Annotated in this window: 19 protein-coding genes; 5 read left to right on the top strand and 14 right to left on the bottom strand. The window is 71.4% G+C overall.

All coding sequences use genetic code 11. The features are described from left to right. Positions 1 to 51: 51 nt before the first annotated feature. From ACH4XV_RS11410 to pstC, 12 genes are all read right to left on the bottom strand, one after another. A complete protein-coding gene (locus ACH4XV_RS11410) occupies positions 52 to 1,278 on the bottom strand; it encodes an arginine deiminase (protein WP_395788593.1) in 1,227 nt (408 codons plus the stop codon). A gap of 121 nt (positions 1,279 to 1,399) precedes the next feature. Beyond that, complete coding sequence (locus tag ACH4XV_RS11405; RefSeq protein WP_395788591.1) at positions 1,400 to 2,836, bottom strand: amino acid permease; 1,437 nt, start codon at positions 2,834 to 2,836, stop codon at positions 1,400 to 1,402. 277 nt (positions 2,837 to 3,113) lie between these two features. Beyond that, on the bottom strand, positions 3,114 to 5,720 hold the full coding sequence (locus ACH4XV_RS11400; protein ID WP_395788589.1) for a polynucleotide kinase-phosphatase: 2,607 nt from the start codon (positions 5,718 to 5,720) through the stop codon (positions 3,114 to 3,116). After that, entirely contained in the window at positions 5,717 to 7,723 is a 2,007-nt protein-coding gene (locus ACH4XV_RS11395) for a 3' terminal RNA ribose 2'-O-methyltransferase Hen1 (protein ID WP_395788587.1), read from the bottom strand. Before ACH4XV_RS11395 ends, ACH4XV_RS11400 begins: the two co-directional genes overlap by 4 nt. 41 nt (positions 7,724 to 7,764) lie before the next feature. Beyond that, entirely contained in the window at positions 7,765 to 8,775 is a 1,011-nt protein-coding gene (locus ACH4XV_RS11390) for a MerR family transcriptional regulator (RefSeq protein ID WP_395788585.1), read from the bottom strand. A gap of 144 nt (positions 8,776 to 8,919) precedes the next feature. Beyond that, on the bottom strand, positions 8,920 to 9,306 hold the full coding sequence (locus tag ACH4XV_RS11385) for a hypothetical protein (protein WP_078974919.1): 387 nt from the start codon (positions 9,304 to 9,306) through the stop codon (positions 8,920 to 8,922). Continuing rightward, positions 9,284 to 10,000 (bottom strand): phosphate ABC transporter ATP-binding protein, encoded by a 717-nt coding sequence (locus tag ACH4XV_RS11380; protein WP_395788696.1) that lies wholly within the window; start codon positions 9,998 to 10,000, stop codon positions 9,284 to 9,286. The genes ACH4XV_RS11385 and ACH4XV_RS11380 overlap by 23 nt, the downstream gene beginning before the upstream one ends. A 176-nt stretch (positions 10,001 to 10,176) precedes the next feature. After that, positions 10,177 to 11,157 carry a sortase gene (locus ACH4XV_RS11375; protein WP_395788583.1) on the bottom strand — a complete coding sequence of 327 codons (981 nt, stop codon included), beginning with the start codon at positions 11,155 to 11,157 and terminating at the stop codon, positions 10,177 to 10,179. Beyond that, positions 11,154 to 13,430 (bottom strand): hypothetical protein, encoded by a 2,277-nt coding sequence (locus tag ACH4XV_RS11370; protein ID WP_395788581.1) that lies wholly within the window; start codon positions 13,428 to 13,430, stop codon positions 11,154 to 11,156. Before ACH4XV_RS11370 ends, ACH4XV_RS11375 begins: the two co-directional genes overlap by 4 nt. A gap of 193 nt (positions 13,431 to 13,623) precedes the next feature. Continuing rightward, on the bottom strand, positions 13,624 to 15,246 hold the full coding sequence (locus ACH4XV_RS11365) for a phosphate ABC transporter substrate-binding protein PstS (protein ID WP_395788579.1): 1,623 nt from the start codon (positions 15,244 to 15,246) through the stop codon (positions 13,624 to 13,626). Continuing rightward, complete coding sequence (pstA, locus tag ACH4XV_RS11360) at positions 15,243 to 16,424, bottom strand: phosphate ABC transporter permease PstA (protein ID WP_395788577.1); 1,182 nt, start codon at positions 16,422 to 16,424, stop codon at positions 15,243 to 15,245. Before pstA ends, ACH4XV_RS11365 begins: the two co-directional genes overlap by 4 nt. A gap of 127 nt (positions 16,425 to 16,551) precedes the next feature. After that, on the bottom strand, positions 16,552 to 17,568 hold the full coding sequence (gene pstC, locus ACH4XV_RS11355) for a phosphate ABC transporter permease subunit PstC (RefSeq protein ID WP_395788575.1): 1,017 nt from the start codon (positions 17,566 to 17,568) through the stop codon (positions 16,552 to 16,554). A 370-nt stretch (positions 17,569 to 17,938) separates the two neighbouring features. Here pstC and ACH4XV_RS11350 point away from each other — a divergent pair, with 370 nt between their 5' ends. The 3 genes from ACH4XV_RS11350 to ACH4XV_RS11340 all read left to right on the top strand — a co-directional run bounded on the left by ACH4XV_RS11350 (position 17,939) and on the right by ACH4XV_RS11340 (position 21,731). Continuing rightward, entirely contained in the window at positions 17,939 to 18,913 is a 975-nt protein-coding gene (locus ACH4XV_RS11350; RefSeq protein ID WP_395788573.1) for a PstS family phosphate ABC transporter substrate-binding protein, read from the top strand. A 320-nt stretch (positions 18,914 to 19,233) separates the two neighbouring features. After that, positions 19,234 to 20,007 carry a hypothetical protein gene (locus ACH4XV_RS11345; protein ID WP_395788571.1) on the top strand — a complete coding sequence of 258 codons (774 nt, stop codon included), beginning with the start codon at positions 19,234 to 19,236 and terminating at the stop codon, positions 20,005 to 20,007. A 98-nt stretch (positions 20,008 to 20,105) separates the two neighbouring features. Beyond that, the gene (locus ACH4XV_RS11340; protein WP_395788569.1) at positions 20,106 to 21,731 is read left to right on the top strand and encodes a hypothetical protein; all 1,626 of its coding nucleotides are present in this window, start codon (positions 20,106 to 20,108) and stop codon (positions 21,729 to 21,731) included. A gap of 122 nt (positions 21,732 to 21,853) precedes the next feature. Here ACH4XV_RS11340 and ACH4XV_RS11335 read toward each other — a convergent pair whose 3' ends face one another. Together ACH4XV_RS11335 and ACH4XV_RS11330 are read right to left on the bottom strand one after the other, a co-directional pair. Continuing rightward, positions 21,854 to 22,777 carry an LLM class F420-dependent oxidoreductase gene (locus ACH4XV_RS11335; RefSeq protein WP_395788567.1) on the bottom strand — a complete coding sequence of 308 codons (924 nt, stop codon included), beginning with the start codon at positions 22,775 to 22,777 and terminating at the stop codon, positions 21,854 to 21,856. 66 nt (positions 22,778 to 22,843) lie between these two features. Further along, positions 22,844 to 23,395: a hypothetical protein gene (locus tag ACH4XV_RS11330; protein ID WP_395788565.1), complete on the bottom strand. Its 552-nt coding sequence runs from the start codon at positions 23,393 to 23,395 to the stop codon at positions 22,844 to 22,846. A 329-nt stretch (positions 23,396 to 23,724) separates the two neighbouring features. On the opposite strand from ACH4XV_RS11330, the gene ACH4XV_RS11325 reads away from it, so the two are divergent. Beyond that, positions 23,725 to 24,081 (top strand): hypothetical protein, encoded by a 357-nt coding sequence (locus tag ACH4XV_RS11325; RefSeq protein ID WP_395788563.1) that lies wholly within the window; start codon positions 23,725 to 23,727, stop codon positions 24,079 to 24,081. After that, a complete protein-coding gene (locus ACH4XV_RS11320; protein ID WP_395788561.1) occupies positions 24,078 to 25,253 on the top strand; it encodes a hypothetical protein in 1,176 nt (391 codons plus the stop codon). Before ACH4XV_RS11325 ends, ACH4XV_RS11320 begins: the two co-directional genes overlap by 4 nt. The last annotated feature ends 442 nt before the right edge of the window (positions 25,254 to 25,695 follow it).

The raw sequence follows: 25,695 nt of genomic DNA, 5'->3' as shown, positions 1-25,695 counted from the left end.
GCGGGTGCACGACAGTCGGGCGACGGTCGTACGGATCGGCAAACCGCCAGGTTAGACGGCCTCGCGCTCGACGGGGCAACTCATGCAGCGCGGTCCGCCGCGACCGCGGCCGAGTTCGCTGCCGCGAATGGTGACCACCTCGATGCCGTTCTTGCGCAGGAAGGTGTTCGTGGTGACGTTGCGTTCGTAGGCGAAGACCACGCCGGGCTCCACGGCCAGTACGTTGCACCCGTCGTCCCACTGCTCGCGCTCGGCCGAGCGCACGTCCTGGGTGGCGGCCAGGACCCGGATGTCGGACAGGTCCAGCGCGCTCGCGATCGCCTTGTGCATGTCGTGGGCGGCGTGGTCGGTGACCTTGAGCGCCTCCTCGTGGTCGCCCGGTTCGATCGTGTACGAGGGCAGCATGCCCATGCCCGCGTACTTGGTGAACGTCTCGCCGTCGAGCATCGTCATCACCGTGTCGAGGTGCATGAACGCGCGCTTCTTCGGCATGCTCAGCGCCACCACCTTGGTCGCGGAGCCGTGCTTGAACAGTGCTCGCGCCAGCGCCTCGACGCCCTGCGGGGTGGTGCGCTCGCTCATGCCGACCAGTACCGCGCCGTTGCCGATGACCAGGACGTCGCCGCCCTCCATCGTCGCGGGGAAGCTGTTCTGGCCGGGGTTCCACACGTTGAAGTCGCCCTTGGCGAAGTTCGGGTGGTAGGTGTAGATCGCTTCGAAGTGCACCGTCTCGCGCCGGCGGGCGGGCATCGTCATCGCGTTCACCGCGACGCCGTCGTAGACCCAGCACGAGGTGTCGCGGGTGAAGATGTGGTTGGGCAGCGGCTTGAGCACGAAGTCGTCCACGTCCATGGTGTGGAACGCGACGCTGTGCGGCTCCTCCATGTACTCCAGGATCTCCCGCTTGGTGATCCCGCCGACCAGGTAGCGCACCAGTTCGTTGACGTCGAAGCCCTCGAACAGGCCGCGCAGTTCGTCCACCGCGAGCAGGCCGAACTCGCGTTCGTCGAAGACCCGGTCCAGGACCATCTTCTTCGCCGGCGGCTCGCTCGCGAGGGTCTCGCGCAGCAGGTCGGTGAACAGGTGTACGCGGATGCCCCGATCGCGCAGCGCGTCCGCGAAGGCGTCGTGCTCCTCGCGGGCCCGCTTGACCCACAGGACGTCGTCGAACAGGAGTTCGTCCTTGTTCGTCGGGGTCAGCCGCTTCATCTCCAGGTCCGGACGGTGCAGGATCACCTGCTTGAGACGACCGGTCTCCGACTCGACGTGGAACCCCATGGAATGGTCCTCCTGACCGTTGCGAACTGCGATGTACGTGCCGGTCGTCGGGACCGGACGGGCTTGCGAATGGTGTTTCCGGTTCGTGGGGACACGATGCGCGCGCGGGGCGCGCACCGCGCTAGTGCCCGCGCATGTCGACGGTGATGTCCGCCGGGTCGGTGGGTGGCGCCTCGGCGCCGCCGGGGCCGTACTCGCCGCGCGCGGCCTTGACCCAGATGTAGACCGGGATGCCGAGCAGCAGCATGATCAGGCTCTTGAGCACCGCGTCGGAGCCCGCGCCGTAGACCATCCACAGCGTGAACACGAAGCCCACGACCGCGATGGCCAGGTCCTTGGCCAGCGCCGCGCGAGAGACCGGGCGCTCGCGGGTGACCAGCCAGAACAGTTGCGCCGACGCGGAGAACAGGTACGGGATCACGGTGGTGACGGTGGCGAGCAGCAGGATCGTCTCGAACGCGTCCTCGGACCACAGGTAGTTCACCGCGACCACGACCGAGGTCAGGACCGTCGCGACGAGGATCCCGAACGCGGGCACCCCCGCCCGGTTGACCTCCGCGAACGGGCGGGGGAACATGCCGTCCTTGGCCGCGGCGTACGGCATCTCCGCGCACAGCATGGTCCAGCCGTTGAGCGCACCGATCCCGGAGACGACCGCCATCGCGGCCATCAGGCCGCCCCAGACGCTCCCGCCGAACATGTTGTTCAGCGCGTCGGAGAACGGGGCCGAGGAGTCGACGAGTTCGCCGTGCGGCACGTTTCCCATCACCGCGATCGTGCTCAGCATGTACACCCCGGCGCAGGCGAGCGTGCCGAGGATCGAGGCCCTGCCGATGTTGCGTCGGGGGTCCTTGACCTTCGCCGCGGCGACCGAGGCGGCCTCGATGCCCGAGTAGGCGAACACCACCAGCGCGGCGGAGACCTGGAGGGCGCCGAGGAAGCTCTTGCCGCTCGCGTTGAACGGGCCGAAGTTGGCGTTGTCGATGAAGAACAGGCCGACGATGGCGACGAACATCAGCGGGACGAACTTGAGCACGGTGGTGACGACCTGGAACAGCCCCATGTTCTTGACGCCGGACAGGTTGATCAGGGCCGGGATCCACAGGCCGACGAGCGCGATCGCGATCTTGCCCGGTGTGGAGTCCCAGTGCAGGAAGTAGTTGACGTAGCCGACCCAGGCCACCGCGATGCCCGCGTTGCCGGCCCACGCGGTGATCCAGAAGGACCACGCGTTCAAAAAGCCCGGGAACTCGCCGAACGCCTCGCGGGCGTAGGCGTAGGGGCCGCCGGCCGCGGGGACGCGGGCGCCGAGTTTGCCGAAGATCGCGGCGATCGCCAGCGCGCCGACGGTGACCAGGCCGAAGGCGAGGATGCTGATGGTGCCGTACTTGGCGAGCGTGGCCGGCAACAGGAAGATCCCGGTGCCCACCACGCCGCCGATCACCAGCGCGGTCGCCTGCGGCAGACCGAGGGTGCCCTGTGCCGGATCGGGGTCGTCCGCCGCGGGTGGGGGCGCCGATGTGACGGTCGGGGACTTGGGGTCCACCGCGTGGCTCATCGCTGCTCCTCCGTGTGTCGAGGCGGCCCGGCGTCGAGGGTGTTCGGCGCCGTTTTCCGCCACATTCGGATCCTGCACCCGGACCCGGGTCCCCGACCTCCGACACAGGTCCCCACCTGCGGCGACGCTCGGACCGATCGACCCGGGACCTTCGACCCGCCGCGATCGGCACATGGCTTTGAAGCGACATACCCGAAGTTGTCGGCATTCACATACAAAAAGGGCGGCATCCGTGTTTCCGTGGATGCCGCCCTTGCTGCGAACAGGTGACGTGGACTCAGAGTCGCGGGTCCACCGGTTCCGATTCGAGCGCGAGTACGGCGAAGACCGCCTCGTGCACGCGCCACAGCGCCTCGCCGGACACGAGCCGCGCCAGCGCCTCGGCGCCCAGGGCGTGCTCGCGTAGGGCCATCGAGCGCTTGTGGCCGAGGCCGCGATCGCGCAACCGGTCGAGGTTCACCGGTTCGGTGTAGTCGGCGCCGTAGATGATCCGCAGGTACTCCGGTCCGCGGCACTTGACCCCCGGCTGCACGCGCCGGTTGGCGACCCGGTCGGCCTCGCCCGCGAGCGGCTTGACCACCATGCCCTCGCCGCCGGTGGAGGTCAGTTCGGTCCACCAGGCGATGCCGGCCGCGACCTGCTCCTCGTCGGTGACGTCCACGATCAGTCGCCCGGTGGGCGCGAGCAGCCCCGAGGGGTCGGCCGCGACCAGCCGGTCGGCGAGCGCGAGATGCCACTCGTGGTCACGACCCAGGTAGGAGCCGCCACGGCCGGCGAGCACCTGGAACGGGGCGAAGCGCAGCCCGGTCAGGCCGTCGGTGGGCCAGCAGTACCGGCCGTAGGCGTCCACGAACGCGCGGGCGTTGGCCGTGCGTCCGGCGATCCGGTCGGCCAGGCCCCCGACGTCGATACCGCGTGCGAGTGCACGCGCCAGCGCGGCGCCGGCGACCGGCAGCGCGGCGGTCGCGGCCGCGCCCACCGACGCGTACTGCTGCCGCAGCAGCTCCTGCGCCTTGGCCGACCAGGGCATCAACTCGGCGTCGAACAGCAACCAATCGGTGTCCAGTTCGGCCCACAGACCCGCCGCGTCGATCGCTCCGCGCACGCGGTCGAGGAAGCCGTCGGTGGTGGCTCGGTCGGGGAAGAAACCGCGGCCGGTGCGGGTCCACACCGCGCCCGCGCCCGCGCCCATCCCCTCGTCCACGCCGAACACCTCGCGTGCGACGGCCTCGTCCCGGCACACCAGGGCGATCGCACGCGAGCCCATGTGCTTCTCCTCGCAGATCACCCGGTTGACGCCGTCCGCGCGGAACTGGGCGAACGCCTCGGCCGGGTGTTCGAGCAGACCGGGCAGCGTGCTCGTGGCGCAGGGCGCCATCGTCGGCGGCAGGTAAACCAGCCAGCGCGGGTCGATGGCGAACCGGCTCATCACCTCGAGGGCCGCGGCCGCGTTCTCCTGGCGCACCGTCACCAGGCCCGCGCCGGCGGTCTCGATGTGCCGGCGACCGACCCCGCCGGGGGCCAGGTCCAGCACGTCGCCGAGGTCGAGGGCGCGCCCGTCGCGACCGCCGGGGGCGGCGGAGGCGAGCGGTCGCACCGGCTCGTACCAGACCTGTTCGGCCGGTACCGCGACCAGTTCGCGCTCCGGCCAGCGCAGCGCGGTCAACTCGCCGCCGAACACCGCGCCGGTGTCCAGGCAGATCGTGTTGTTCACCCACACGGCGCGCGGCGTGGGCGTGTGACCGTAGACCACGGTGGCCTTGCCGCGGTACTCGTCGGCCCACGGGTAGCGCACCGGCAGGCCGTACTCGTCGGTCTCGCCGGTGGTGTCACCGTACAGCGCGAAGCTGCGCACCCGCCCGGACATCCGGCCGTGGTACTTCTCCGGCAGACCGGCGTGGCACACCACGAGCCGGCCCCCGTCGAGCACGTAGTGGCTGACCAGGGATTCGCAGAAGTCGACCACCTCGGTGCGGAACTCCTCGCTCTCCGCGGCCAGTTGTTCGAGCGATTCGGCGAGGCCGTGGGTGGTCTTGACCTGGCGGCCCTTGAGTGCGCGCACCAGCTTGTTCTCGTGGTTGCCCGGCACGCACAGGGCGTGTCCGGCGCCGACCATGCCCATCACCAGGCGCAGTACACCGGGCGTGTCCGGCCCGCGGTCGACCAGGTCGCCGACGAACACGGCGGTGTGGCCCTCGGGGTGCGCCGCGTCGACCGGCCGCCCGGCCTCGTCGCGGGTGAGTGTGTATCCGAGTTCGACCAGCAGCGACTCCAATTCGGCCCGGCAGCCGTGGATGTCACCGATCATGTCGAACGGGCCGGTCAGGTGTCGCAGGTCGTTGTAGCGGCGCTCGTGGACGATTTCGGCGCGCGCGACCTCGTCGGTGCCGGAGAGCACGTGCACGCGGCGAAAGCCCTCGCGCTGGAGACCGCGCAGCGAGCGGCGCATGTCGCGGTGCTGGCGCTGGATCACCTGCGGGGGCAGGTGCATGCGGTCCGGGCGCTCGGCATTGCGCGCCTGGCATTCGTCCTGGGGTATGTCCAGCACGATCGCGATCGGGAACACGTCGTGGTCGCGGGCGATGCGGACCAGTTGCGCCCGGGCCTCGCGCTGCACGTTGGTCGCGTCCACCACGGTCAGCCGGCCGGAGGCGAGGCGCATGCGGGCGACGTGGTGCAGCAGTTCGAACGCGTCGCCGGAGGCCGACTGGTCGTTCTCGTCGTCGGCGACCAGGCCGCGGAAGTAGTCGGAGGAGAGGACCTGGGTGTGTTTGAAGTGGGTGCGGGCGAACGTGGACTTGCCCGCGCCGGTGGTGCCGATCAGGACCACCAGACACAGGTCGGGCATGGTCAGTGCGCGGCGGGCGCTCGCGTCGTGGGTCATGCCGTCGCTCCGGTGCCTTCGTCGTCGGTGGGGGTGGTGGGGGCGTCGGTGGTCGCGGGGGTGTCGCCGGTGTGGGTGATCGTGCCCGCGCCCGCGTCGGTACGGGTGAACACCACCATCTGGGTGGAGGGGCCGACCTCGGGGTCGACCTCACCGACCGGTTCGAAGCGCGTCGCGTAGCCGTAGGTCGCCGCCGCCTGTTCGGCCCAGGAACGAAACGTCGCGCGGTCCCATTCGAAGCGGTGGTCGCCGTGGCGCATGGCGCCGGCGGCGAGGCCGTGGCCGCCCGGTTCCTCGGGCGCGTAGCGGACGTTGTACTCGACGTTGGGCGTGGTGACCACGACGGTCGCGGGTCGGGCCGCGCCCAGTACCGCGTACTCGAGGGCCGGCAGACGCGGTTCGTCCAGGTGCTCGATCACCTCGCACAACACCGCCGCGTCGTAGCCCACGAGCCGCTTGTCGGTGTAGGTCAGCGCGCCCTGGATCAGGCGCACCCGATCGCGCTGCCGCTCCGACATCCTGGCGAGCTTGAGCTTGCGCTCGGCGATGGTGAGCGCGCGGACGGACACGTCGACGCCGACGATCTCGCGGAAACGCGGTTCCCTGAGCAGGGCTCCGATCAACTTGCCGTCGCCGCACCCGAGGTCGAGCACCCGTTCGGCGCCGGCCGCCCGCAGGGCTTCCAGAATCGCATCCCGCCGCTGCCGGGCAAGCGACAGGCCGGCCCCGCCGGCGACCTCGCCCGCAGACGCGTCCGCAGGGACGGAGGTCCCGGTCGCAGACGACACGACACCGGTCACGGGCACGGACGCAACACCCGAGGCCGCAAGCGCACCCACAGGCGCAACGCCCGACGCCCCGGACACGGACGCACCCGCCGCAGGCACACCCGCAGACGCGACGCCCAGGCTCTCAGGCGCACCCGCAGGCGCAGCACCCGCCGTCTCATCCGCACCCGCAGGCGCAACGTTCGACGCGGCAGGTACGGACACACCCGCCGCGGGCGCACCCGCGGGCGCAACACCCGAGGTCGCGGGCACGGACGCAGCGGTCGCGGGCGCCGGCGTACCGGTCGCAGGCGCGTGCGTGACGCCCGCAGGCGCAGACGCAGACGCAGGCGCAGCGCCGGCGCTCGCGACCGTGACGGTTGCGGGCGCTGCGTCGTCAGTCGCGACCGCAGGCCCCGATCCCGGTGCCTGGTCCTCGTCCGGCTCGTCCGGTATCGCGTTGTCGAGGTCTTCCGGTGCGGTCTCGTCGATTTCGGCCAGTCGTTCGATCGCGCTGCGGGTGAGGGTGGATCGGCGGGCGAGGTATCGGCTCGCGATCACGTCACGGTCCGGGTGCGCGGCCAGCCAACCCTCGCCGGCTCGGAGCAGTTTGTCCACCTCGTCCGGCGCGACCCAGTAGTGCTTCGCGTTGTCCAGCACCGGGAGGAGCACGTACAACTGTCGCAGCGCCTCCGCGAGCGGCATGGTGCCGGTCAACGCCAGCCGCACGTAACGCGATTCGCCCCACTCCGGGAATCCCGCGTCCAGCGGCACGGTCTCGGTCCGTACCTGCCACCCCAGCGGCTCGAACAGCCGCCGGACCATCTCCGCGCCACCGCGCGCGGAAAGCGCGGGCACCTCGATCTCCAGCGGCAGTGCCATCGCGGGCAGTTCGGGTCGCGCGTCGCAGCGCCCCTGCATCGCGGTGCGAAAGACCGTGCCGAGCGCGACCGCGAGCAACGACGAGGCGGCGTAGGGCCGGTCGTTGACGTACTGCGCGAGCGTGAGGTCGGGCGAGCCCTTGGCTCCCTTGCCCCGCTTGACCCCGCGCGTGAGCGCGATCGGGTCGACGTCGAGCAGCAGCGCCGCGGTGCAGCGTGCCTCGTCCGCCTCGGGGTAGAAGACGTGGGCGTCGCCATAGGTGGTGGTGAACCGCTGGGCCTTCCCGGGATGCTTGTGCAGCAGGAAGCCGAGGTCGGTGGCAGGCCGATGCGTGGTTGCGATGGTCAGGAACACCGGACCGATTATGTGTCAGATGTACCGGCGCCGACGATCCTTTATTCACCCGTAGGGTGCGTGCCCTCGACCGCCACGGACAGTTCCACCGCCGTCCCGGACGTCCCGGATCCGGGCGCGGCCGGCACCTCGCGCGGGCAGTGTTGTCGCAGCGTGCCCAGGTCGATCGACAGGCCCCGTTCGGCGGCGGCGCGAACGAGGGCGGCGAACGCCGGATGCACGGCGGTGTCGTCGTCGGGGTCGTCGTCGGTGACCGGATGGTCGGTGGCGAGCTCGCGACCGGCCGGGCGCACGCCGGCGACCGTCCGCCGGCCCGGAACGGACCAGCCCTCGGGCGCCGGCGCGGACAGCGGCAGGCACAGCGCAACCTCGGCGCCGGCGTCCGCGGCGGGTCGGCCCAGGTCCAGCCAGAAGGGGCCGCTCGGGGTGATTCCGTCCGCCGCGAGACTGGCGTACAGATCGAACAGGGCCTCCTCGACCGCGACATCGGCGTCCACGACCGTCCCGTCCGCCGCGACCACCGCACCCGAGCCCGCACCGCCTTCGCCCGCGGCCACCGCGCGTGAGCCCGCACCTGCACCTGCCGGCTCCGCCCCCGCGACCACCGCGCCTGAACCCGCGCCCGCACCCGCCGACTCCACGCCGTCCCCAGGCGTCGCGATGCGCTCGACGACGCCGACCCACGCCTGCGCCCGGGTGGGCCGCAACCGCACGTCGTAGCGCGCCTCCGTGCCGGCGAGCACCCGCTCGGCCGCCGCGAGTGCCCGGTCCTCGCGCGCCCGTTCGAGGCGCACCGCCTCGCGACGGGCGTGCAGGGCCTGCTGCGGGGAGCCGCCGGCGGCCACCGCGATCCGTACCTCCGCGAGCGGCACCCCCGCCGCCCGCAGAGCGCGGACCACGCCCGCCTGTTCGAGTTGGCCGACCGAGTAGCGGCGATACCGCGTACCCGGGTGCACGTCGGCGGGCACCAATACGCCCTGTTCGTCGTACCAGCGCAGGGCCTTGACGGTCAGGCCCGTGGCGCGCGCGAAGTCTCCGATGCCGAGGAACATCCTCATCACCTCCCGGCCGACCACGGTGCCCCCTCCCGTGACGGGAGGGTCCACCGCCCCGGGTCGGGCGCGTGCGCCGCGGGTGCGCACCGCCACGATCGGTGCGATCGCGGCGGTGCCATCGCGGCGGGCGCGCGGCCCGGGTCACCAGTCGTCGGGCTCGGTGACGGTCAGCAGGCGGACGAATCTCTCGTAGGACACCTGGCAACTCTCCAGGCGCTCGTAGGTACGGGCCGACAACGCGACGGGGGCGCTGGGTTCGAGAGCAACGCTCCAGAACCAGCCCGGTGCCCCCGTCGCCCGTCCGATGACGGGCACCAGGTCCACGACCCGGCGACGCAGCCGGTCCAGCTCGATGCGGCAGGCCCCCGCCGTGACATGGCCCCGAGCGGACCGCGCGAGCACGCGGCCGTTCGGGGCGATGAGCCGCCACCGCACGTGCTGCTCGGCGTCCAGGTGGACGTCGTAGCGCGCGTGCCGTTCCGGCGTACCGTCCGGGGCCTGCGACTCATCCGAAGCGACCGGCGACATAGTCGGCCGTCCGGGGGTCGCGGGGGGCACCGAAGATCGCGGTGGTGGGTCCGGCCTCGACGATGTGGCCGGGGGTGTTCTCCGCCGCGAGGAAGAACGCACAGTGGTCGGATACACGTTGGGCCTGTTGCATGTTGTGCGTGACGATGACGATGGTGACCTGGTCGCGCAACTCGCCGATGGTGTCCTCGATCCGCCTGGTGGAGGTCGGGTCCAGGGCCGAGCACGGCTCGTCCATGAGCAGCACGTCGGGGTCGACCGCGAGCGAACGGGCGATGCAGAGACGTTGCTGCTGGCCTCCCGACAGCGCGCCGCCGGGTTGCCTGAGTCGGTTGCGCACCTCCATCCACAGGCCGGCCCGGGTCAGCGAGGACTCCACGACGGCGTCCTTGTCCGCGTTGCGCACGCCGGTCAGCTTGAGGCCGGCGACCACGTTGTCGTAGATGGACATCGCCGGGAACGGGTTGGGCTTTTGAAAGACCATTCCGACCCGGCGCCGGGTCTCGATCGGCCGGCGGGCAAAGTCGTAGATGTCCTCGCCGTCGAGCAGGACCCGGCCCGCGAGTTGGGCGCTGGGTACCAGTTCGTGCATCCGGTTGAGGATGCGCAGGAACGTGGATTTGCCGCAGCCGGACGGCCCGATCAGGGCCGTGACGGAGTTGGCCGCCATCACGAGGTCGACACGTTCGAGCACCTTGTGGGTGCCGAACCAGGCGCTGACGGTCTCCGCGGTGAGCGTCGAGCCACGCCCGCCGGCGGATTGAGCCGGTAAAGGCTGGGTCTCGGCTGCGGGAGCGAGAGTCGTCGCACCGCTGTCCGGGCTGGTCACGTGCGGAGCCTCCGGGGTGTGGAGTGGGACGGGAACCGGCGTCAGAGCGTCGCCGGGAGTATGCGTGCGGCGGATTCGTACAGTGCCCACACGACGGCGAGCACGACCGGGGTGCCGAGCAGGAGCGTGACTCGGCGATCGGGGTGACGGCGCAGGGCCCAGACCAGGACGGCGACCACGATGGTGAACGCCTGCGCCCACAGGAGCAGTCGCACGCCGGCGTTCGCGTAGCCGCCGGTGCCCTTCTCGTCCGCGCGTAGACCTTGCGGACGCCGACCCTCCTGGGCCTTGGGGGCGCCCTGCAGTTCGGCGACGACCACCGTGCGCCCGCCGGGGCGGATCCACGAGTCGGCGGTGATCAGCACCAGTCGGTTCTCCCGGCCGGGTGCGAGCACGTCGTCCTTGCCGTTGGCGATGTGCCTGCGCTCGATCACCTTGTAGGTGAAATCGCCCTGCTGGGTGGTCGCCTCGACGCGCTGGCCGACGCGCAGGTCGTCGAGGTCGTGGAACGGGCCGCCGAAGCTGTACGCGCGGCCCATGATCACGCTGTGCCCGCCCTGCCCGGGCAGGCCGCTGGTCCGCAGGTGTCCGGGGCCCTTGGCGAGCGAGTCGGCGGTGGTGCCCTCGACCACGACCTGGCGCAGGCCGATCGCGGGGATCCGCAGCATCGCCACCGGCCTGCCCTTGGCGATGGTGCCGCCGAGAGGGGCGACGTCGCGGTAGAGCTCGTCGGAGAGTCGGTCGGCCAGGATGCTCTGGTCGCGGGCCTGTTGGATGTCGGAGACGACGTACACGTAGCCGACGAAGCCCGCGATGAGCAGCGCGAGCAGCGCGACCGCGGCGCCCGCGACGGTGTACGGGTCGGCCCTGCTTGCGCGGGCCCCGCCCGCGGTCGCCGGCGGGTGCCCGCCGGCGCCGGCGCCTGCGGGTGCGGTCGCGCTCGCGGGTGCGGGTGCGGGTGCGGTCGCGAAGGCGGTCGCCGGCGCGGTCGCGGGGGCCTTGGAGAAGGTGTCGGCGGTCATGCGGGCACTCCCTGGCGACCGATCAGGCGCAGGACGGCGGCCACCGGTGGTGGCCAGTTGCCGGTGCGGCGTTTGTGTCCGAGGGAGAGCAGTACGGGGCAGGCGACGAGCGCGCCCGCGCTCACGCACATCAGTACGAGCAGCACGATCGCGGACCCGTCGCCCTCGAGCGCGTCCTTGATCACGCTGGCGACCTTCGGGAACGGCCCCTTGTCGGTCGGCGGCGCGGCGGCACCCACCGGTGCGGTGGAGGGCGCGGCGGTCGACGGCGCGGCCGAGGGCGAGGCGCCGGGGTCGCCGGTGACCGGGGTGTTCGGGATACCGGTGTTGCCGGCACTGGTGCCCGCGGAGGTGCCGGTGTTCTTGTCGGTGTTCCCGTTCACGGGCGGGTTGGTGGGCGGCGGGGTTTCCCCGGTCCACTTGGGCGCGTCGGCGATCTTCTTGCGGGCATCCGCGATCTGCTGCTTCTGCGCGTCGGTGAGCGGGGTGTAGCCGGGCGGCAGCGCACCGGGCTGGAAGGTGCCCGTCTGCGTCTGCCCGGTGGTCGCCGCGTAGGCGAGGAAGGTGTCGATCTTGGCGGCCTTGGCGGCGGTGAGCTTGTCGGTGGAGACCATCGCCACGTCGGTGGCGGTGAGCGGATAGGCGTTCGCGGCGGTGCTGCGGTAGTCGTTGGTCAGCGTCGCCCCGTCCGGGCCCGGCTTGGCGGCGGCGATTCCGGCGCGCACGGTCGCGGGGTCGGTCGGGTCCACGAAGTTGCCCGCGGCGTTGCGGAGCTTGGCGACCGGAGTACCCATGCGCAGGGCCGCCTCGACCGAGGTCACGGCCATCACGGTGTGCGAACCGAAGGCGTCCTGACCGTCGTCCTTGGGCCCGAAGTCGCCCACGGTGCGGTTCATCGGCACCGCGTTGCCCAGGCGGTTGACGATGTCCTCGTACACCGTCTGCGGCACGTTCACGTTGGACTGGTTCTCCAAGCGGTTGGTGTACACCGCCAGCGGGTAGGTCGCCGCGCCGACGCGCCACTCCGGCGGACACACGATGCCGCCGGCATCCGGTGTCCCCGAGAGCCATGCGGCCGTTTCCGGGTCGGCGGCGAGCCAGGCGGTGAGTGCCCAGATCATGTCGTCCTGGACGCCGCGCAGGATCGGACTGCGGTCGGCGACGGGCCATTCGTGCGGCTGGTTGATGGCCTTGAACTCGGGGTCGTCGTAGACCTTGATGATCGCGCCCGGCCCACGCGGCCCCGTGGTGTAGGCCCCGGTGATCATTTTCGCGACCAGGCGCGGGGTCAGGCTCATCGACGTGATCGGCTCGTGGGTACTGGAGTCGTCGATGTTGAACGCGATCGCCAGCGCGCCGTTGGTCAGCGGCGCGTACACCGTCTTGTCCTTGTCGCGGGTGCCGGTCAATCCCACCGGGCGAGCCTGGTCGAGCGCGCCGCCGATGGGCTGCTGGGTGACACCGATGTCGGCTCCGTCCCGGAGGAAGACCTCGCGGGCGTTGGGGCCGGAGCCGGAACTGACCGTCATGTTCACGGGGTTGGTCCGCGCCCCGCACAGCCCGAACACCCACGAGGCACCGGCCTGGGAGAACTCGCCGGTGCCGCTGACCGACAGGTCCGGGTGTTCCATGCCCGGACACGCGTCGGGCGCGGGGATGAACGACAGCGGCGTCACCGCCGCCTGCCCGGCGGCGAAGGCCAGCGCCATCTCGGTGTCGGTGATCTGGTACTGGACGCCCAGATCGATGTGCGGCTTCGGCTGGAAGGAGGTGGCGGTACTGCCCGCCGCGGGCATCACGAAGGCCACGACCGAACACGCCTGTCGGTCCGAGCAACCCAGTTGTGGCAGTCGCAGCGCGGGCCTGACCTGGAGCCATGCCTCTCCGGATCCGTCCGCGCGGGTGGGCACTCCGGTCTGCTTGGTGGCGAGGATCGGCGGATTGCCGTCGGGTTGCTGGAAGACGCCGTTGTCCGTGTAGGTCGGCGACCAGCAGTCCCGAGGCCGGGGCGTGGTGCCCTTGCACTGCATCACGACGACGCTGTTGGTACCGGCGGCCAGGGTGAAGCCTGTCCACTTGACCAGGATGCGCTGGTTGACGAGGTTGGTGCTTTGCGACACCGTCACCGCCGGGCGGGCGGCGGGCTCGGCCGCGCCGGCCGTCCCGGCGACCGCACCCAGCCACCCCGCGAGCAGCGCGACGCACAGCGCGATGACACCGGCGACGGACGACGCGCGGCCCGGCGAAGCGGTGGAACGCTCGATGCCGCTCACGGCAACCCCACTTCCCTCGCCCCCGTTCGAGGACGGTTTCCCCGCCGATTCCCCCCGGCGAGAACGACCCGCGCCGATCCTCGCGCGGCGCGGCGGCGCGAGGGGAGTGGAAACCGACACGGTGTTCGAAAGTTCGCCTGCGGCGTACGGACCGGACATCTCCCGGTCACCCGACGCGGCCTGCTCGCGCGGGTCAGCGGACATCGGGACCACGTCCTCGACCGAGTCGGCCGTACAGGAATGGCGCGCCGAACACCGCCGCCATCAGGCACACCAGGGTGAGTGCGTAGAACCAGACCGGTGGCAGCGGCGGCGAGTCGCCGGCTTCCACCGATCCGGCGCTGACCGGGCCGCCGGGACCGGACTTGTCGCCGCCGGCGACGACTTCGCCGGTGCCCGGGTCGAGGCCGGCTCCGCCGCCGGTGTCCGGCCCCTGGGTTGCGCCGGTTCCGCCGCCGGCGGCTCCCGGCGTGTCACCGGGCTTGGGGGTGTTGCCGCCGGTGCCGTTGTTGGTGGTGCCGTTGTTGTTCTGGTTGTTGGCGCCGCCCGGACCGCCCTGCTGGGGTTGCTGTTGCTGCTGCTTCTGCTCCGGCGGCACCCAAGCCGGGTCGAAGGTCGGGTTCGGGCAGGCGTCGTGGTCCGCCTTGGTCGGCTTGTCGAGGTTCGCCGGCAGTGCCCCAGGGTCCGGCGCGCCGGGGATCGACTTGATCGCGTCGTAGCCGAAGCTGACCAGCTTGGGGGGCAGCGGCGAGTATCCCAGCCGCGGCGCCTGTCCCTGCCCGGCGCACAGGAAGTATTTGATGAACTTGCCGAGTGTTTCGCCCTTGGACTCGTCGAAGGAGAACTGCTTGGCGGCGGGCACGATCATGTAGCTGTAGCTGGAGATCGGATAGGCGCGCTTGTCCGGGTTGGTGTAGACGTCGTCGAGGATCTGCGTGCTGTCCGGGTTCAGCCGGGCCTTGGTGAGTGCGATCGACACCGCGTCGGAGCTGGGCTGGGTGTAGACGCCGGCGACGTTCTTGACCGAGGCGACCGGGAATTGCCGCTGGATCGCGTAGGCGGTCTCGACGTAGGTGATCGCGCCCTCGCCGTATCCGGCCGCGACGTAGTTGGCCACGCCTTCGGAGCCGGCCTGCGCCTTGGTGGCCCCCTTGACCGGGAACTCGGAGGTCATGCCGCCGGGGAAGAACGGCCGCCAGATGTCGTTGACCTGGTTGGTCAGGAAGGCGGTGAACTGCGCGCTCGTGCCCGAGCCGTCCGAGCGCACGACCGGGGTGATCGGAGTGGCGGGCAGGGACAGGGCGGGGTTGTCGTCCTTGATCGCCTTGTCGTTCCACACCTTGATCTGGTTGGTGAAGATCCCGGCGATGGTGCGCGGCGACAGCTGGAGGTTGCGGACCTGCTGGCCGCGGATCTTCAGGTTGTACATGAACGAGGTGCCGCCCGCGACGATCGGCAGGTATTTGAACTTGGTGTTGTCGGCCTGCAGGCGCGCGAGTTCGTTGGTCGCCTGCCCGGCCCGGTCGACGTAGTTGCCCTGGAAGGGGATCTCCGAGACCGCGAAGTCGACCAGGTGGCTCATGAAGTCGTTGCGTCCGGCGGTGGATCCGTTGGGGGTGTAGTCGACCGCGAGGCCGCGGGCGGCGACGTCGGCCGACCACTGCATGGTCGCGGGCGAGCTCCACGTGGAGCCGCTGCCGTGGATGCCGGCGGCGGCCGAGGCGGTGCCGGACGGCAGGACGAGCAGGGGGACGGCGAGCACGGACGCGATCGCCACGCGGAGTAGATGCGCGGGCAGGCGCGTGGTCCTGGTCATGAAGTGGGCTCCGGGGTGAGGGACTTGGTGTCGGCGCCGGCGCGGCGCCGTTTGCGGCGTCCGGGCTCGCCGGGGGCGCGACCGCCGATCAGGCGCGCGAGGGAGAACAGCACGAGGACGATGAGCAGCAAGGTCACGGCGGCGCCCCACGCGAGGGAGTTGAGCTCGTCGCTGGGCGACTTGTAGTTCACCCAGATGAAGTACGGCAGGGAGGTCTGCACCCCGCTGAACGGGTCCCAGTTCATGCCCGCGCCGCCGCCCGCGACCAGCAGCACGGGCGCGGTCTCGCCGACCACGCGGGCGCAGCCGAGGATGACGGCGGTGACCAGGCCGCTGCGGGCGGTGGGCAGTACCACGTTCCACAGGGTGCGGAACTCCCCCGCGCCCAGGGCCAACGACGCCTCGCGCAGGCCATTGGGCACCAGGCGCAACACGACCTCGGTGGCGCGGGTGACCACCGGCATCATCTCCACCGACAGCGCCAGGCCCGCGGCCAGGCCGCAAAAGCCCTGGCCGAGCGAGATGACGAAGAAGGCGTAGACGAACAGGCCGGCGACCACCGAGGGGATCGCGGTCATCGCTTCGACGACCACGCGCACCACGACGGCGAACCGGCCGCCGACCTCGTTCATGTAGATCGCGGCGATCACCCCGAGCGGGACGCTCAGCAGGATCGCGATGCCCATTTGTTCGAAGGTGCCGACGATCGCGTGTGCGGCGCCCACCGAGACCCCGTGCGGGCTCAGCGCGCTGAAGTGGCGCTGGGTGGCGGTGAAGAAGTCCGTGTTCAGGATGCGGCCGAAGCCCTTGACGAAGACGTAGCCGATCACGGTCGCCACCGTGCCGACCATCAGGGCAGCGCCGGTGGAGATCACGGCGCCGGCGACGCGGTCGCCGGCGGCCACCCGGTCCAGGCGCATGTGGGTGGCGATCGCGTACAGCAGCAGGAAGCTGAGGTAGGCGGTGATCAGGTAGCCCTGCCAGCCGGCGACCGGCAGGATCCGCCCGTACAGCACCCACGCGAAGCTCGCGCCGGCGACCATGGCGCCGAGCGCGACGCCGATGTCGTCGGGGGCGACACGGCGCAGCGCCACGCGGGCCTGCTCCGGTGGTCGCGGCGCGGACGCGGGCGGCGGCGCGTCGGGTCCGGGCCGAACGATCGGCTCGGTGACGGTCATCGTCGTGGATCCCCTCGATGGTGGGTCTGGTGGAGCCGTGGGTCGCTGTCGGGAGTTCGGTGGGCCGGGACGCGATGTCCCGGGCTCGATGTCTCGGGTCTCGGTGCCGGGTCCGGTCGGACCTCGGTCAGATCTCGGTGGACTTGCCGCTGCGCGAGCGGGCGACCAGGACGCCGGCGACGGTGTTGACGGCGAGCGTGAGGACGAACAGCGCGAGGCCGGCGGCCATCAGCGCGGAGATCGACTCGGTGTCGGCCTCGCCGTACTTGAGCACGATCAGCGACGAGATCGTCGAGCCCTGGCCGTCGAGGATGCGGAACGAGAAGTCGGTGTTGAACGAGATGATCATCGCGACGGCGATGGTCTCGCCGAGGGCTCGGCCCAAGCCGAGCATCACGCCGCCGATCATGCCGCCGCGGCCGAACGGCAGGACCACCGCGCGGATCACCCCCCAGCGGGTGGCGCCGAGCGCGAGCGCGCCCTCCTTCTCACCGACCGGCGCCTGGCCGAACACCTCGCGGCTGACCGCGCAGCAGATGGGGATGACCATCGTGGACACCACCACGCCGGAGATGAACAGCGAGGAGCTGAACTGGCTGTCCACGAAGCGGGCCTTCACGTCGATCGTGCGGATCTCGAAGATCGGCAGGAAGTCGAAGTTCGTGGCCAACCACCGGCTGACCGGGATCAGTTGGGGTTGCAGTACGAAGAAGCCGAAGATGCCGTAGATGATGCTGGGCACCGCGGCCATCAGGTCGACGACCGAGGTGAGCACCCCGCGTAGACGTCGTGGGGCGAACTCGGTGATGTACAGGGCCGCGGTGAGCGCGATGGGTACCGCGACGATCAGCGCGACGATGGCCACGAGCACGGTGCCGGTGAGCAGTCCGCGTACACCGAAGGTGCCGCCCTTGGGCTCCCACGCGTCCTCGGTGAGGAATCCCCAGCCGGCCCGGTCGAGCGCGCTGCTGCCCTGGTAGAGCAGGTAGCCACCGATCGCGGCGAGCAGGGCCAGGACCAGCATCGCGACACCACGCGTGGTCCAGCGGAACACGTGGTCGGCCCTGGTGCGACGGACCACGATCCGGCGGGGCCGATCGAGCAGCTCCGGCGATTCGGGGGCGAACACGGTCGGGTGTGCCATGGGTTGCGGCTCCTGGAAGCGGGTGGCGAACCGATCTGACCGTTCGTCAGACGGCCGGCGATCAAGCCGGAAACCCCTGCCTGGAGACAACCAGAGCGCAGCCCCCGGGCAACTGTCCGCTACGGAAACAACCGGTGCCGAGGGTGTACGGCAGACGTCGTGTCCGTGCCGTACGGGTGCCGGAGTATCCGGTTTCCGTTACAGGCGCGGCCCGTTCGTGTCGGCGCCTTGTGCGGCCCGGTGCCGTTTCCCTGCCGGACATCCCACCACGATCGGGCCGCCGGCAGCGTTGTCGGCGTCGGCCACTGCGGGTCGACGGCCAGCAAATGCCAAGAGAGAGTTGAGACTTCGAATGTCCAGCGTCTTCAGCATGCGCAAGACCGCCACCGTTTTGGGCACCGTCGGTGCCGCCATGGCGCTCGTCGTCGGCGCGAACGCGTCGGCCAACGCCAACACCTACGTCAACGCCGGTTCCGACACCCTCCAGAACGTCACCCAGGCGCTGACGACGGAGTACGCGGCGAACGTCGATCCCAATGGCAACGACTGGGTGACGGTGAATGCCGGCATAGCCGCCGGTGGCATCAACACCGGCAAGGCCGAGTGCAACACCCAGTACGGCGCCGGCACCGGTCACGCGTGGCCGAACGGCTCGGGTGACGGCATCAAGGCGCTGCTGGACCAGCGTGCGGGCACGAACGCCAAGTGCCTCGACTTCGCCCGTTCCTCGCGTGGCCCGAAGACCGGCACCGCCGAGACCACCCTGACCTTCGAGCGGGTCGCCGGCGACGCCGTGACCTGGGCGACCAAGAAGGCCGGCGCGCCGACCAACCTGACCCGCGCCCAGCTGCAGGACATCTACCACTGCAACATCACCAACTGGAACCAGATCCCGGGCAGCACCGTGTCCGGCGTGATCCAAAAGCACGTCCCGCAGGCCGGCTCCGGCACCCGCTCGGAGTTCCAGGACAAGGTGCTCGGCTTCGACCCGACCGCTGCCTCCAACGGCGCGTGCGCCGCCACGGTCATCCAGACCGCGCAGGAGAACCGCGGCGACGCGCCGCAGATCACCTCCACCGACGCGATCATCGCCTACTCGGCCGCGGCCTACGGCGAGCAGACCACCCCCGCCTCCGGTGTGCCGAACCACACCAACGGCTTCAAGCTCGGCAACATCGACTCCAAGGCGCCGAACGCGACCGGCTTCGTCGGCAACCGCTCGGTCTACTTCGTCTACGACCCGCAGAACGGCACGGCGGCCAACGCCAACGTCGTCGCCTTCATCAACTGGGCCAAGGCCCCGGCGCAGCGCCCGATCTGGAACACCTTCGGCTTCGCCGTCTGAGCCACCCCCGACCGGCACCGCATGACATGACGTGATCAGCAGCGGGTCGTCTCGGATCGGCGATTCGAGACGGCCCGTTCCCGCTCCCGCGTCAGGTGTCCACAACCGCACGAATGGCTCTCGGATCCGTCTGGTGGGCCCGCGCCCTCGAGTCCGCCGATCCGACGCTCCGCACACGCCGCAGAAGAACTGTTCACCCTCCGGTGGCGGATCGCTCATCCATCCGCCATCGCGAGCGTCCGACGTTTCCCCCGCGGATGCCCAACGGGCCGCCGCGTGCTGTTTTGCTCGAACCCACCGACCCCGGAAGGGCATTCTTCATGAAGCTCCGTCGTCTGCTCGCGCTCGCCGTCGCGGTTCCGGCCGCGTTCGCGATCGCCACCGTGCCGGCCGTCGCCGAGGACTCCGCGCCCGCCGCGCCCGCGACCGCCGCGCAGGGCACCGTCACGGTGAGCCCGCTGTACGGTCCGGCCGACAGCACCGGCAAGGCGACCGCCCGCGCGAGCGTGCCGTGCGGCCCGGACGCGACCAAGTTCCGCTTCGTCCTGCGTTCGCCCGGCGCCAACGAGCGTGTGTTCGGCGGCTCATTCCTCGGCACCGACCTGCCGGCCGACAAGGTCGCGGACACCGCGGTCGTCGGTCTGCGCGCGCTGTTCCCGGCGGGCTCCGCCGCCCAGGAGGGCGTCGCGCACAAGCTGGTCGCGCAGTGCTACACCTTCGACGCCGACGGCGCGCTGACCATCACCGAGCCGGCGTCGGTCGACCTGCGCGTCAACAACGGTGTGTGGACCTCGCTTTCGCCCGAGGTGCGCGCGCTGCCGACCAAGATCGGCGCGCTGCGCTTCGGTCTGGTCCTGTTCCGCGGTTTCGCGCCCGGTGACCGCGTGGACGGCGTCGTGCGCACCGCCGACGGCACCTCCACCCCGGTCTCGCTGCAGCCGCAGATCACCCCCGACGGCACCTGGGGCGGCGCACTGCTGACGCTGCCGGCCACTCTGGCCGACGGTTCCTACACCCTCGTGCTCTCCGGCACGAACTCGCACGCGACCTCCTCGGTCGCGATCACCCTCGACTCGTCCCGCCTGTGGTGGTGACGCGGCGTCGGTGACACGCCTTGGGCCATCGGGATTCGTCCCGGTGGCCCACTTGCCGTCCGTCCCCGTTTCCTTTATTTCTCAACGGAGTTGACCAGATGAGCCTAAGACTCGCGCGCGTGCTGGCATCGTGCGGAGCCGGGCTGCTCGTGCTGTCGGCGCTGCCGGCGATCGCAGCGGCCGCCGACGGCGGTACACCCGCGCCGACGATCGTCGTCGACCCGGGGACCGGTGGGGCCACCACCAAGGTGACGTTGAAGGCCACTGCGCCGTGCCCGGAACCGGCGACGAACTACCGGTGGGTCGTCACCGGCGGCACCCTGACCGCGCCGAGGTTGATCGGTGGCACCACGGGCAACCCGTTGCCCGCGGACCGGATCCCGGTTCGGGAGAGCCCGATCCAGCTCTTCCTGACCGGCACCGTCTTGGACGGTACGTTCAAGTTGTCCTCGGAGTGCATGGACAACGCCGGGAATGTGCTCAAGGAGCTCGCGGCGGTCGATCTCACCACCGCCGACGGCCCCAACGGCAAGGCGTGGACCGTGGCGGCCCCGCCCACCACCGCGCCGCCGACCAGCACGCCCCCGACGACCACGCCGCCGACCACCACACCACCCGGCGGGTCGGACGAGGTGCTGGTGCTCAATCCCACCACGGGGCCGATGGACCAGAAGACGACCATCACCTCCTCGAAGGCGTGCCCGGCGACGGCGACCTCGGCCCTGTTCCAGCTGAAGCTTCCCGGCCAGGAGTCGGAGCAGCGTATGGGTGGCTTCACTCCCCTGCCGCTGGCCGCCGACCTCAAGCCTGTCTACCCGAACAAGAAGATGTTTCCGGGCGGCGCCGCCACCTCCGGCAACTACCACATTCGTGCCCAATGCCTCGATGCCGGCGGAGCCATCGTGGTGGACGACCTCGCTCGCGTCGACCTGCTGGCGACGGATGGCACGTGGAAGGTCGTCGAACACGCCACGCCGGCCGGAACCTTCGACAATGAAATACGAATCCCGGACGCGGGCCCCGTCGCGGCGCGCCTGAGCCTGTCCGGCTTCCCCGCGGGTGAAGACTTCAAGGCCGTCATCACCAAGTCGGGTGACGCCGCCTTCCCGTCCGTGGAGCTGACCAACGCCAAAACGGACACCATCGGTGCCTATGTCAACAATCAGCTCATCTTCCCCCGTGACGGCGCCACCTGGGTCGACGGCAACTACACGGTGACGGCCACGGCCACCCCGTCCGGCACGAAGGTCGAGATTCCCTTCAAACTGCTTCTGGTTCACGCCGGCGCCACCAACGGCTCGACCGCCGGCACCACGACGGGTACGACGACCGGCACCACCACCGGGACCACCACCGGGACCACCACCGGCTCCACCACCGGGACGACCGCGGGCACCACCACCGGGACGACCTCCGGGACCACGGCCGGTGACACCGCCGGTACCACGACCGGGACGACCACCGGAACGACCACGGGCACCACGGCCGGGACGAGCACCGGGACCAGCTCCGGCAGTTCGGCCGGGACCGGCAACGGTGGCGGGGGCGGTGGGCTCGCGCACACCGGGGCGCTGCTCGACCCGCGGCTGCTCGGCACCGCCGGCGGCACGTTGCTGCTGATCGGCGGCGTCATGTGGTACCGCGCCCGCGGCAGCCGCAGCGCGCTGCTCGCCGGCAGCGGCACCTTCGGCGAGGGCGACGAGGACACTCCCGCGACCGCCTGACGAGGAAACACACCGCACGGCCGCCTGCGACACCCGGGCGGTGGGGTGAGAAGGGGGCTCTGTCGCAGCGCACGGGCTGCGACAGGGCCCTTTCCCGTCCCCCGGGCCGTCGGGCCCTCGGCTCAGCCGAGTTGGGACATCACCTGCGAGGCGATCAGCTCCAGGTGGTCGAGGTCGTGCAGGTCCAGGATCTGGAAGTAGATCCGGGTCGAGCCGACCTCGGCGAAGCGGCCGATCCGGTCCACCACTTCGGCGGGCGAGCCCGCGAGACCGTTCTCCTTGAGTTCGGCGGGTTCGCGGCCGATCGCCGCGGCGCGCCGGGACACCTCGGCGTCGTCCCGGCCCACGCAGGCCACGAGGGCGTTGGACAAGACCAGGTCCTCGGCCTTGCGGCCGTGCTCGACCAGGGCCTCGCGGACCCGGCCGAACTGCTGCGCGCTGGTTTCCACCGACGCGAAGGGGATGTTGAACTCGTCGGCGAAGCGGGCCGCGAGCGCGGGCGTGCGCTTGGCGCCGAGGCCGCCGACCAGGATCGGCGGATGCGGACGCTGCGCGGGCTTGGGCAGCGCGGGCGAGTCGGCCAACGAGTAGTAGCGCCCCTCGTAGCGGAAGTCGGCGCCGACCGGGGTGTCCCAGAGCCCGGTGACGATTTCCAGCTGCTCTTCGAGGCGGCCGAACTTCTCGCGCGGGAACGGAATTCCGTAGGCGGTGTGCTCCTCCTCGAACCAGCCCGCGCCGATGCCCAGCTCGACCCGGCCGCCGGACATCGCGTCGACCTGCGCGACCTGGATGGCCAGCACGCCCGGAAGTCGGAAGGTCGCCGCCGTCATCAGTGTGCCCAGACGGATGCGCTTGGTCTCGCGGGCCAGTCCGGCCAGGGTGATCCACGCGTCGGTGGGACCCGGTAGGCCGTCGCCGCTCATGTGCAGGTAGTGGTCCGAGCGGAAGAAGGCTCCGAAGCCGAGGTCTTCCGTGGCCTTGGCGACGGTCAGGAGTGTGTCGTAGGTCGCGCCCTGCTGGGGCTCGGTGAAGATACGAAGATCCATGCGCCCATCCTCTCCCGAAGGCGCGGGACGCGGGCGAGGCGAGCGCGCGAAGCACCCCGGACCCGATCATGCGAGCCGCGCGGGAAAGGGCACCACGCGCGCCGAGCCGCGCCGCCGCCGCTGGGGAATCGCCGGGGTGTGCCGGTGCGGTTGGCCCGACCAGGCGGCGCTCTCCTCTGCCGCCCGCAGCCTGATCAGGTTGCGGAAGACGATCGCCCAGGCCGCCGCGCAGGCCCGGCGCTCGGCGGGCGCCAACCGCGCCCAGTCCGCGCAGGGATTGCCCGCCACGCCCTGTCGGGCCAGCAGGGTGAGCACCTTGGCCGCCCGACCCAGCACCCGGGCGGCGCCCGCGATCGGCACGCCGGCCGGGTCGCCGCCGGGCAGCGGGACGACCGTGTCGGCGGCCGAGCCCACGACCCGGGCGACGATCTCCCGCGCGTCACCCAGTTCGTCGGCGACCCGACACAGGCAGCCGCCACGGTCCGGCTTGCCGCTCCAGGCGTGCACCACCTCCTGCACGGTGTGCAGGGCGAGCGTGACCGCGGCCAGCGCGCGTGGCGTGGAATCGACCGTGGCCAGCTCGTCGTCCAACTCGGCGAAGGTCTCGATGGTGTGCATGGTGATCGCTCCCTCGTGCGGTGCCCGTCCGGCTCGTCCGGAGTTCGGCCGGTGTGTTCCGACGACTCCAGGTTGCGCCCGGGGAGCGTACGGATCGCTCGCCATCGAACAATCTGTGGACAACCAGGCGTATTTCGGCGGGGTTTCACTCTTCGGAGTGATGTCTTGCGGAGTTGTCCACAGGGCTTCTGCACGCAGGGTGACCACTGTGCCAACCTCGTCGTTTCCCGAAGGGGTGCCGCGATCGGCCTCGGGCGAACGTCGAGTTCGCGCCGGCCGCGATCCCCGAGGGCGATCGGCGATCCAGCACAGATCAAGGGGGTGGTGGCATGTCCCGCACCGACGGCGGCGGCGCGAGCGGCTACGCGGTCGACACGGCCGAACTGCACGGGTTGGTACGACGCCTGCACAACATCGGAGCCGACTACCTGACACCGGGCTGCGCCGCCGAGCCCGCCCGGGTCACCGACCACACCGCGCTCGACACGGAAGCGCTGGGCCGGTTCCCGGGCGCCGCCGAGTTGGCCGACCGGCATCGCCGCGCCGCCGCGCGGATGGTCGACCTGTTGACCGAGATCCGCGCCGAGTTGGCCACGACGCGGGTCGAACTCGGCCGTACCGCGGACCGGTTCGCCGACACCGAGACCGAGGTCGGCACCCTGCTGCGCGCGATGGCGGCACGATGAGCGCCGGCGACAACACGGATCCGTTCGCGGCGATCCACGCCGCCCGCCCCGCTCTGGTCGGCGCGGCGGCCGACGGGTGGCGCCTGGCCGCCGCGCGGTTGACCGAACTGCGGGACGAGTTGGCCGAGACCGCCCGCCTGGGCACACGGGTGTGGTCCGGCGGCGGCGCCGAGCGCTTCACCGCCCGCTGCCACGCACTGGCCGACAGCGCGGATCGACTCGCCGGGCAGGGCACCGCGCTGCACGAACACCTCACCGAGGCGGCACATGCCCTTGCCCGGGCCCAGAAGAGCGCCACCGACCCGCAGGCCGCCGAGGTCGCCATCGCGCAACTGGAGGGCACCTACCGCGACTTGGGCGAGCGCCTGCCCCTCCTGCCGTGCGCTCCCGCCGACACCGCGCCGAGCCGACCTGCCACCGCGCTCCCCACCACCGCCCAGGCCGACGCACCGCCTCCGAGCCGACCATGCGCCACGACCGCGCCCCCGAGCGGCGACCCGGACATCACCGCCCCGGCACCAACCGCGACGGAGGCGGCCGTCGCGGACCCGTCTCCCCCGCCGACATCCGTCGATCCGACCACCCCATGCGCGCCGGCGACGCCCGACACCCCCGCGGCACCTGCGCCCGCGCCCCCGGCGCAACCACCGCCGCCCACCGCCCCACTGGCCACGTGCATCGCCGCCACCACGCCACCACCGCCACCACCACCGACCACCCCGCCGGGGCCGCCGCCGATCACCTGCCCGCCACAAGCCGCGATGCCCACCCCGCTCACACCGGCCGTGGTCGGAACCCCGCTCCCCCGCGATCCCCGCCCGGTACAGCCGGCCGGCATCGGCCCGCGTTCGCGTCAGGCCGCCCCACCGCCGTCGCCTCCGATCGCCCCGGTGACCGGCATCCGGATCGCCCCCGGCCTCCGCGGCGGCACCGGCGACCACCCGGCGGCCACACACGACGCCGCACACACCGCCGACCCCGCCCCGACCGTCCTCGGCGGCACCACCCACACCGGCACGCCCCCCACGCCCGCATCACCCACGTGGGTGACCGCCCCCACCACCGGCGGCACCCCCACCACCCCGATCCGCCCCCGCCGAACCAACCGCTACGGCACGCACTCGGCCCAAGCCTGGTCGACCCCGGAAGAACCCCCCCAGCAGCACCCCTGAAGTAACACGAACAAAGGCAGAGCGCAGACACACACCCAAGGCACGACCGCCGTCCAGGAAGCAAATGGGGACGGGAACACGGGCGAGAGCGTGGACGCGCGCGTGGGGCGCGGACGCGAGTGGAGGCGCCGGGTGAGAGCGCGGATGTGGACCCGAGCGCAAGCGCCGATGCGGACGCGGGCATGCGCCCGGACGTGGGCATACCCGCGTCCGCGCGCGCAGGCGTGGGCATGGACCCGGCGGTTCAGGGCGGCAAGGAACTCGGGTGGGTGGAGGTGGCCATGGATGTCGGACCCGGACGCGGGTGCGGACGCGGGTCCGGGCGTAGGGCATAGGTGCGAGGCACAGGTGTCGGCGACGCCGCCGACACCTGCGTGGGCGCGGGTGCGGGCGCGAACCGGGCGGCGACGTGGGCAACAACGCCACGATGGGCCGCGTGACG

Origin of the sequence: Embleya sp. NPDC020630 (assembly GCF_044334985.1) — a bacterium.
Classification (GTDB): domain Bacteria; phylum Actinomycetota; class Actinomycetes; order Streptomycetales; family Streptomycetaceae; genus Embleya.
The sequence above is the reverse complement of the archived record's forward strand: the minus strand, read 5'-3'. Positions and strand labels throughout refer to the sequence as shown.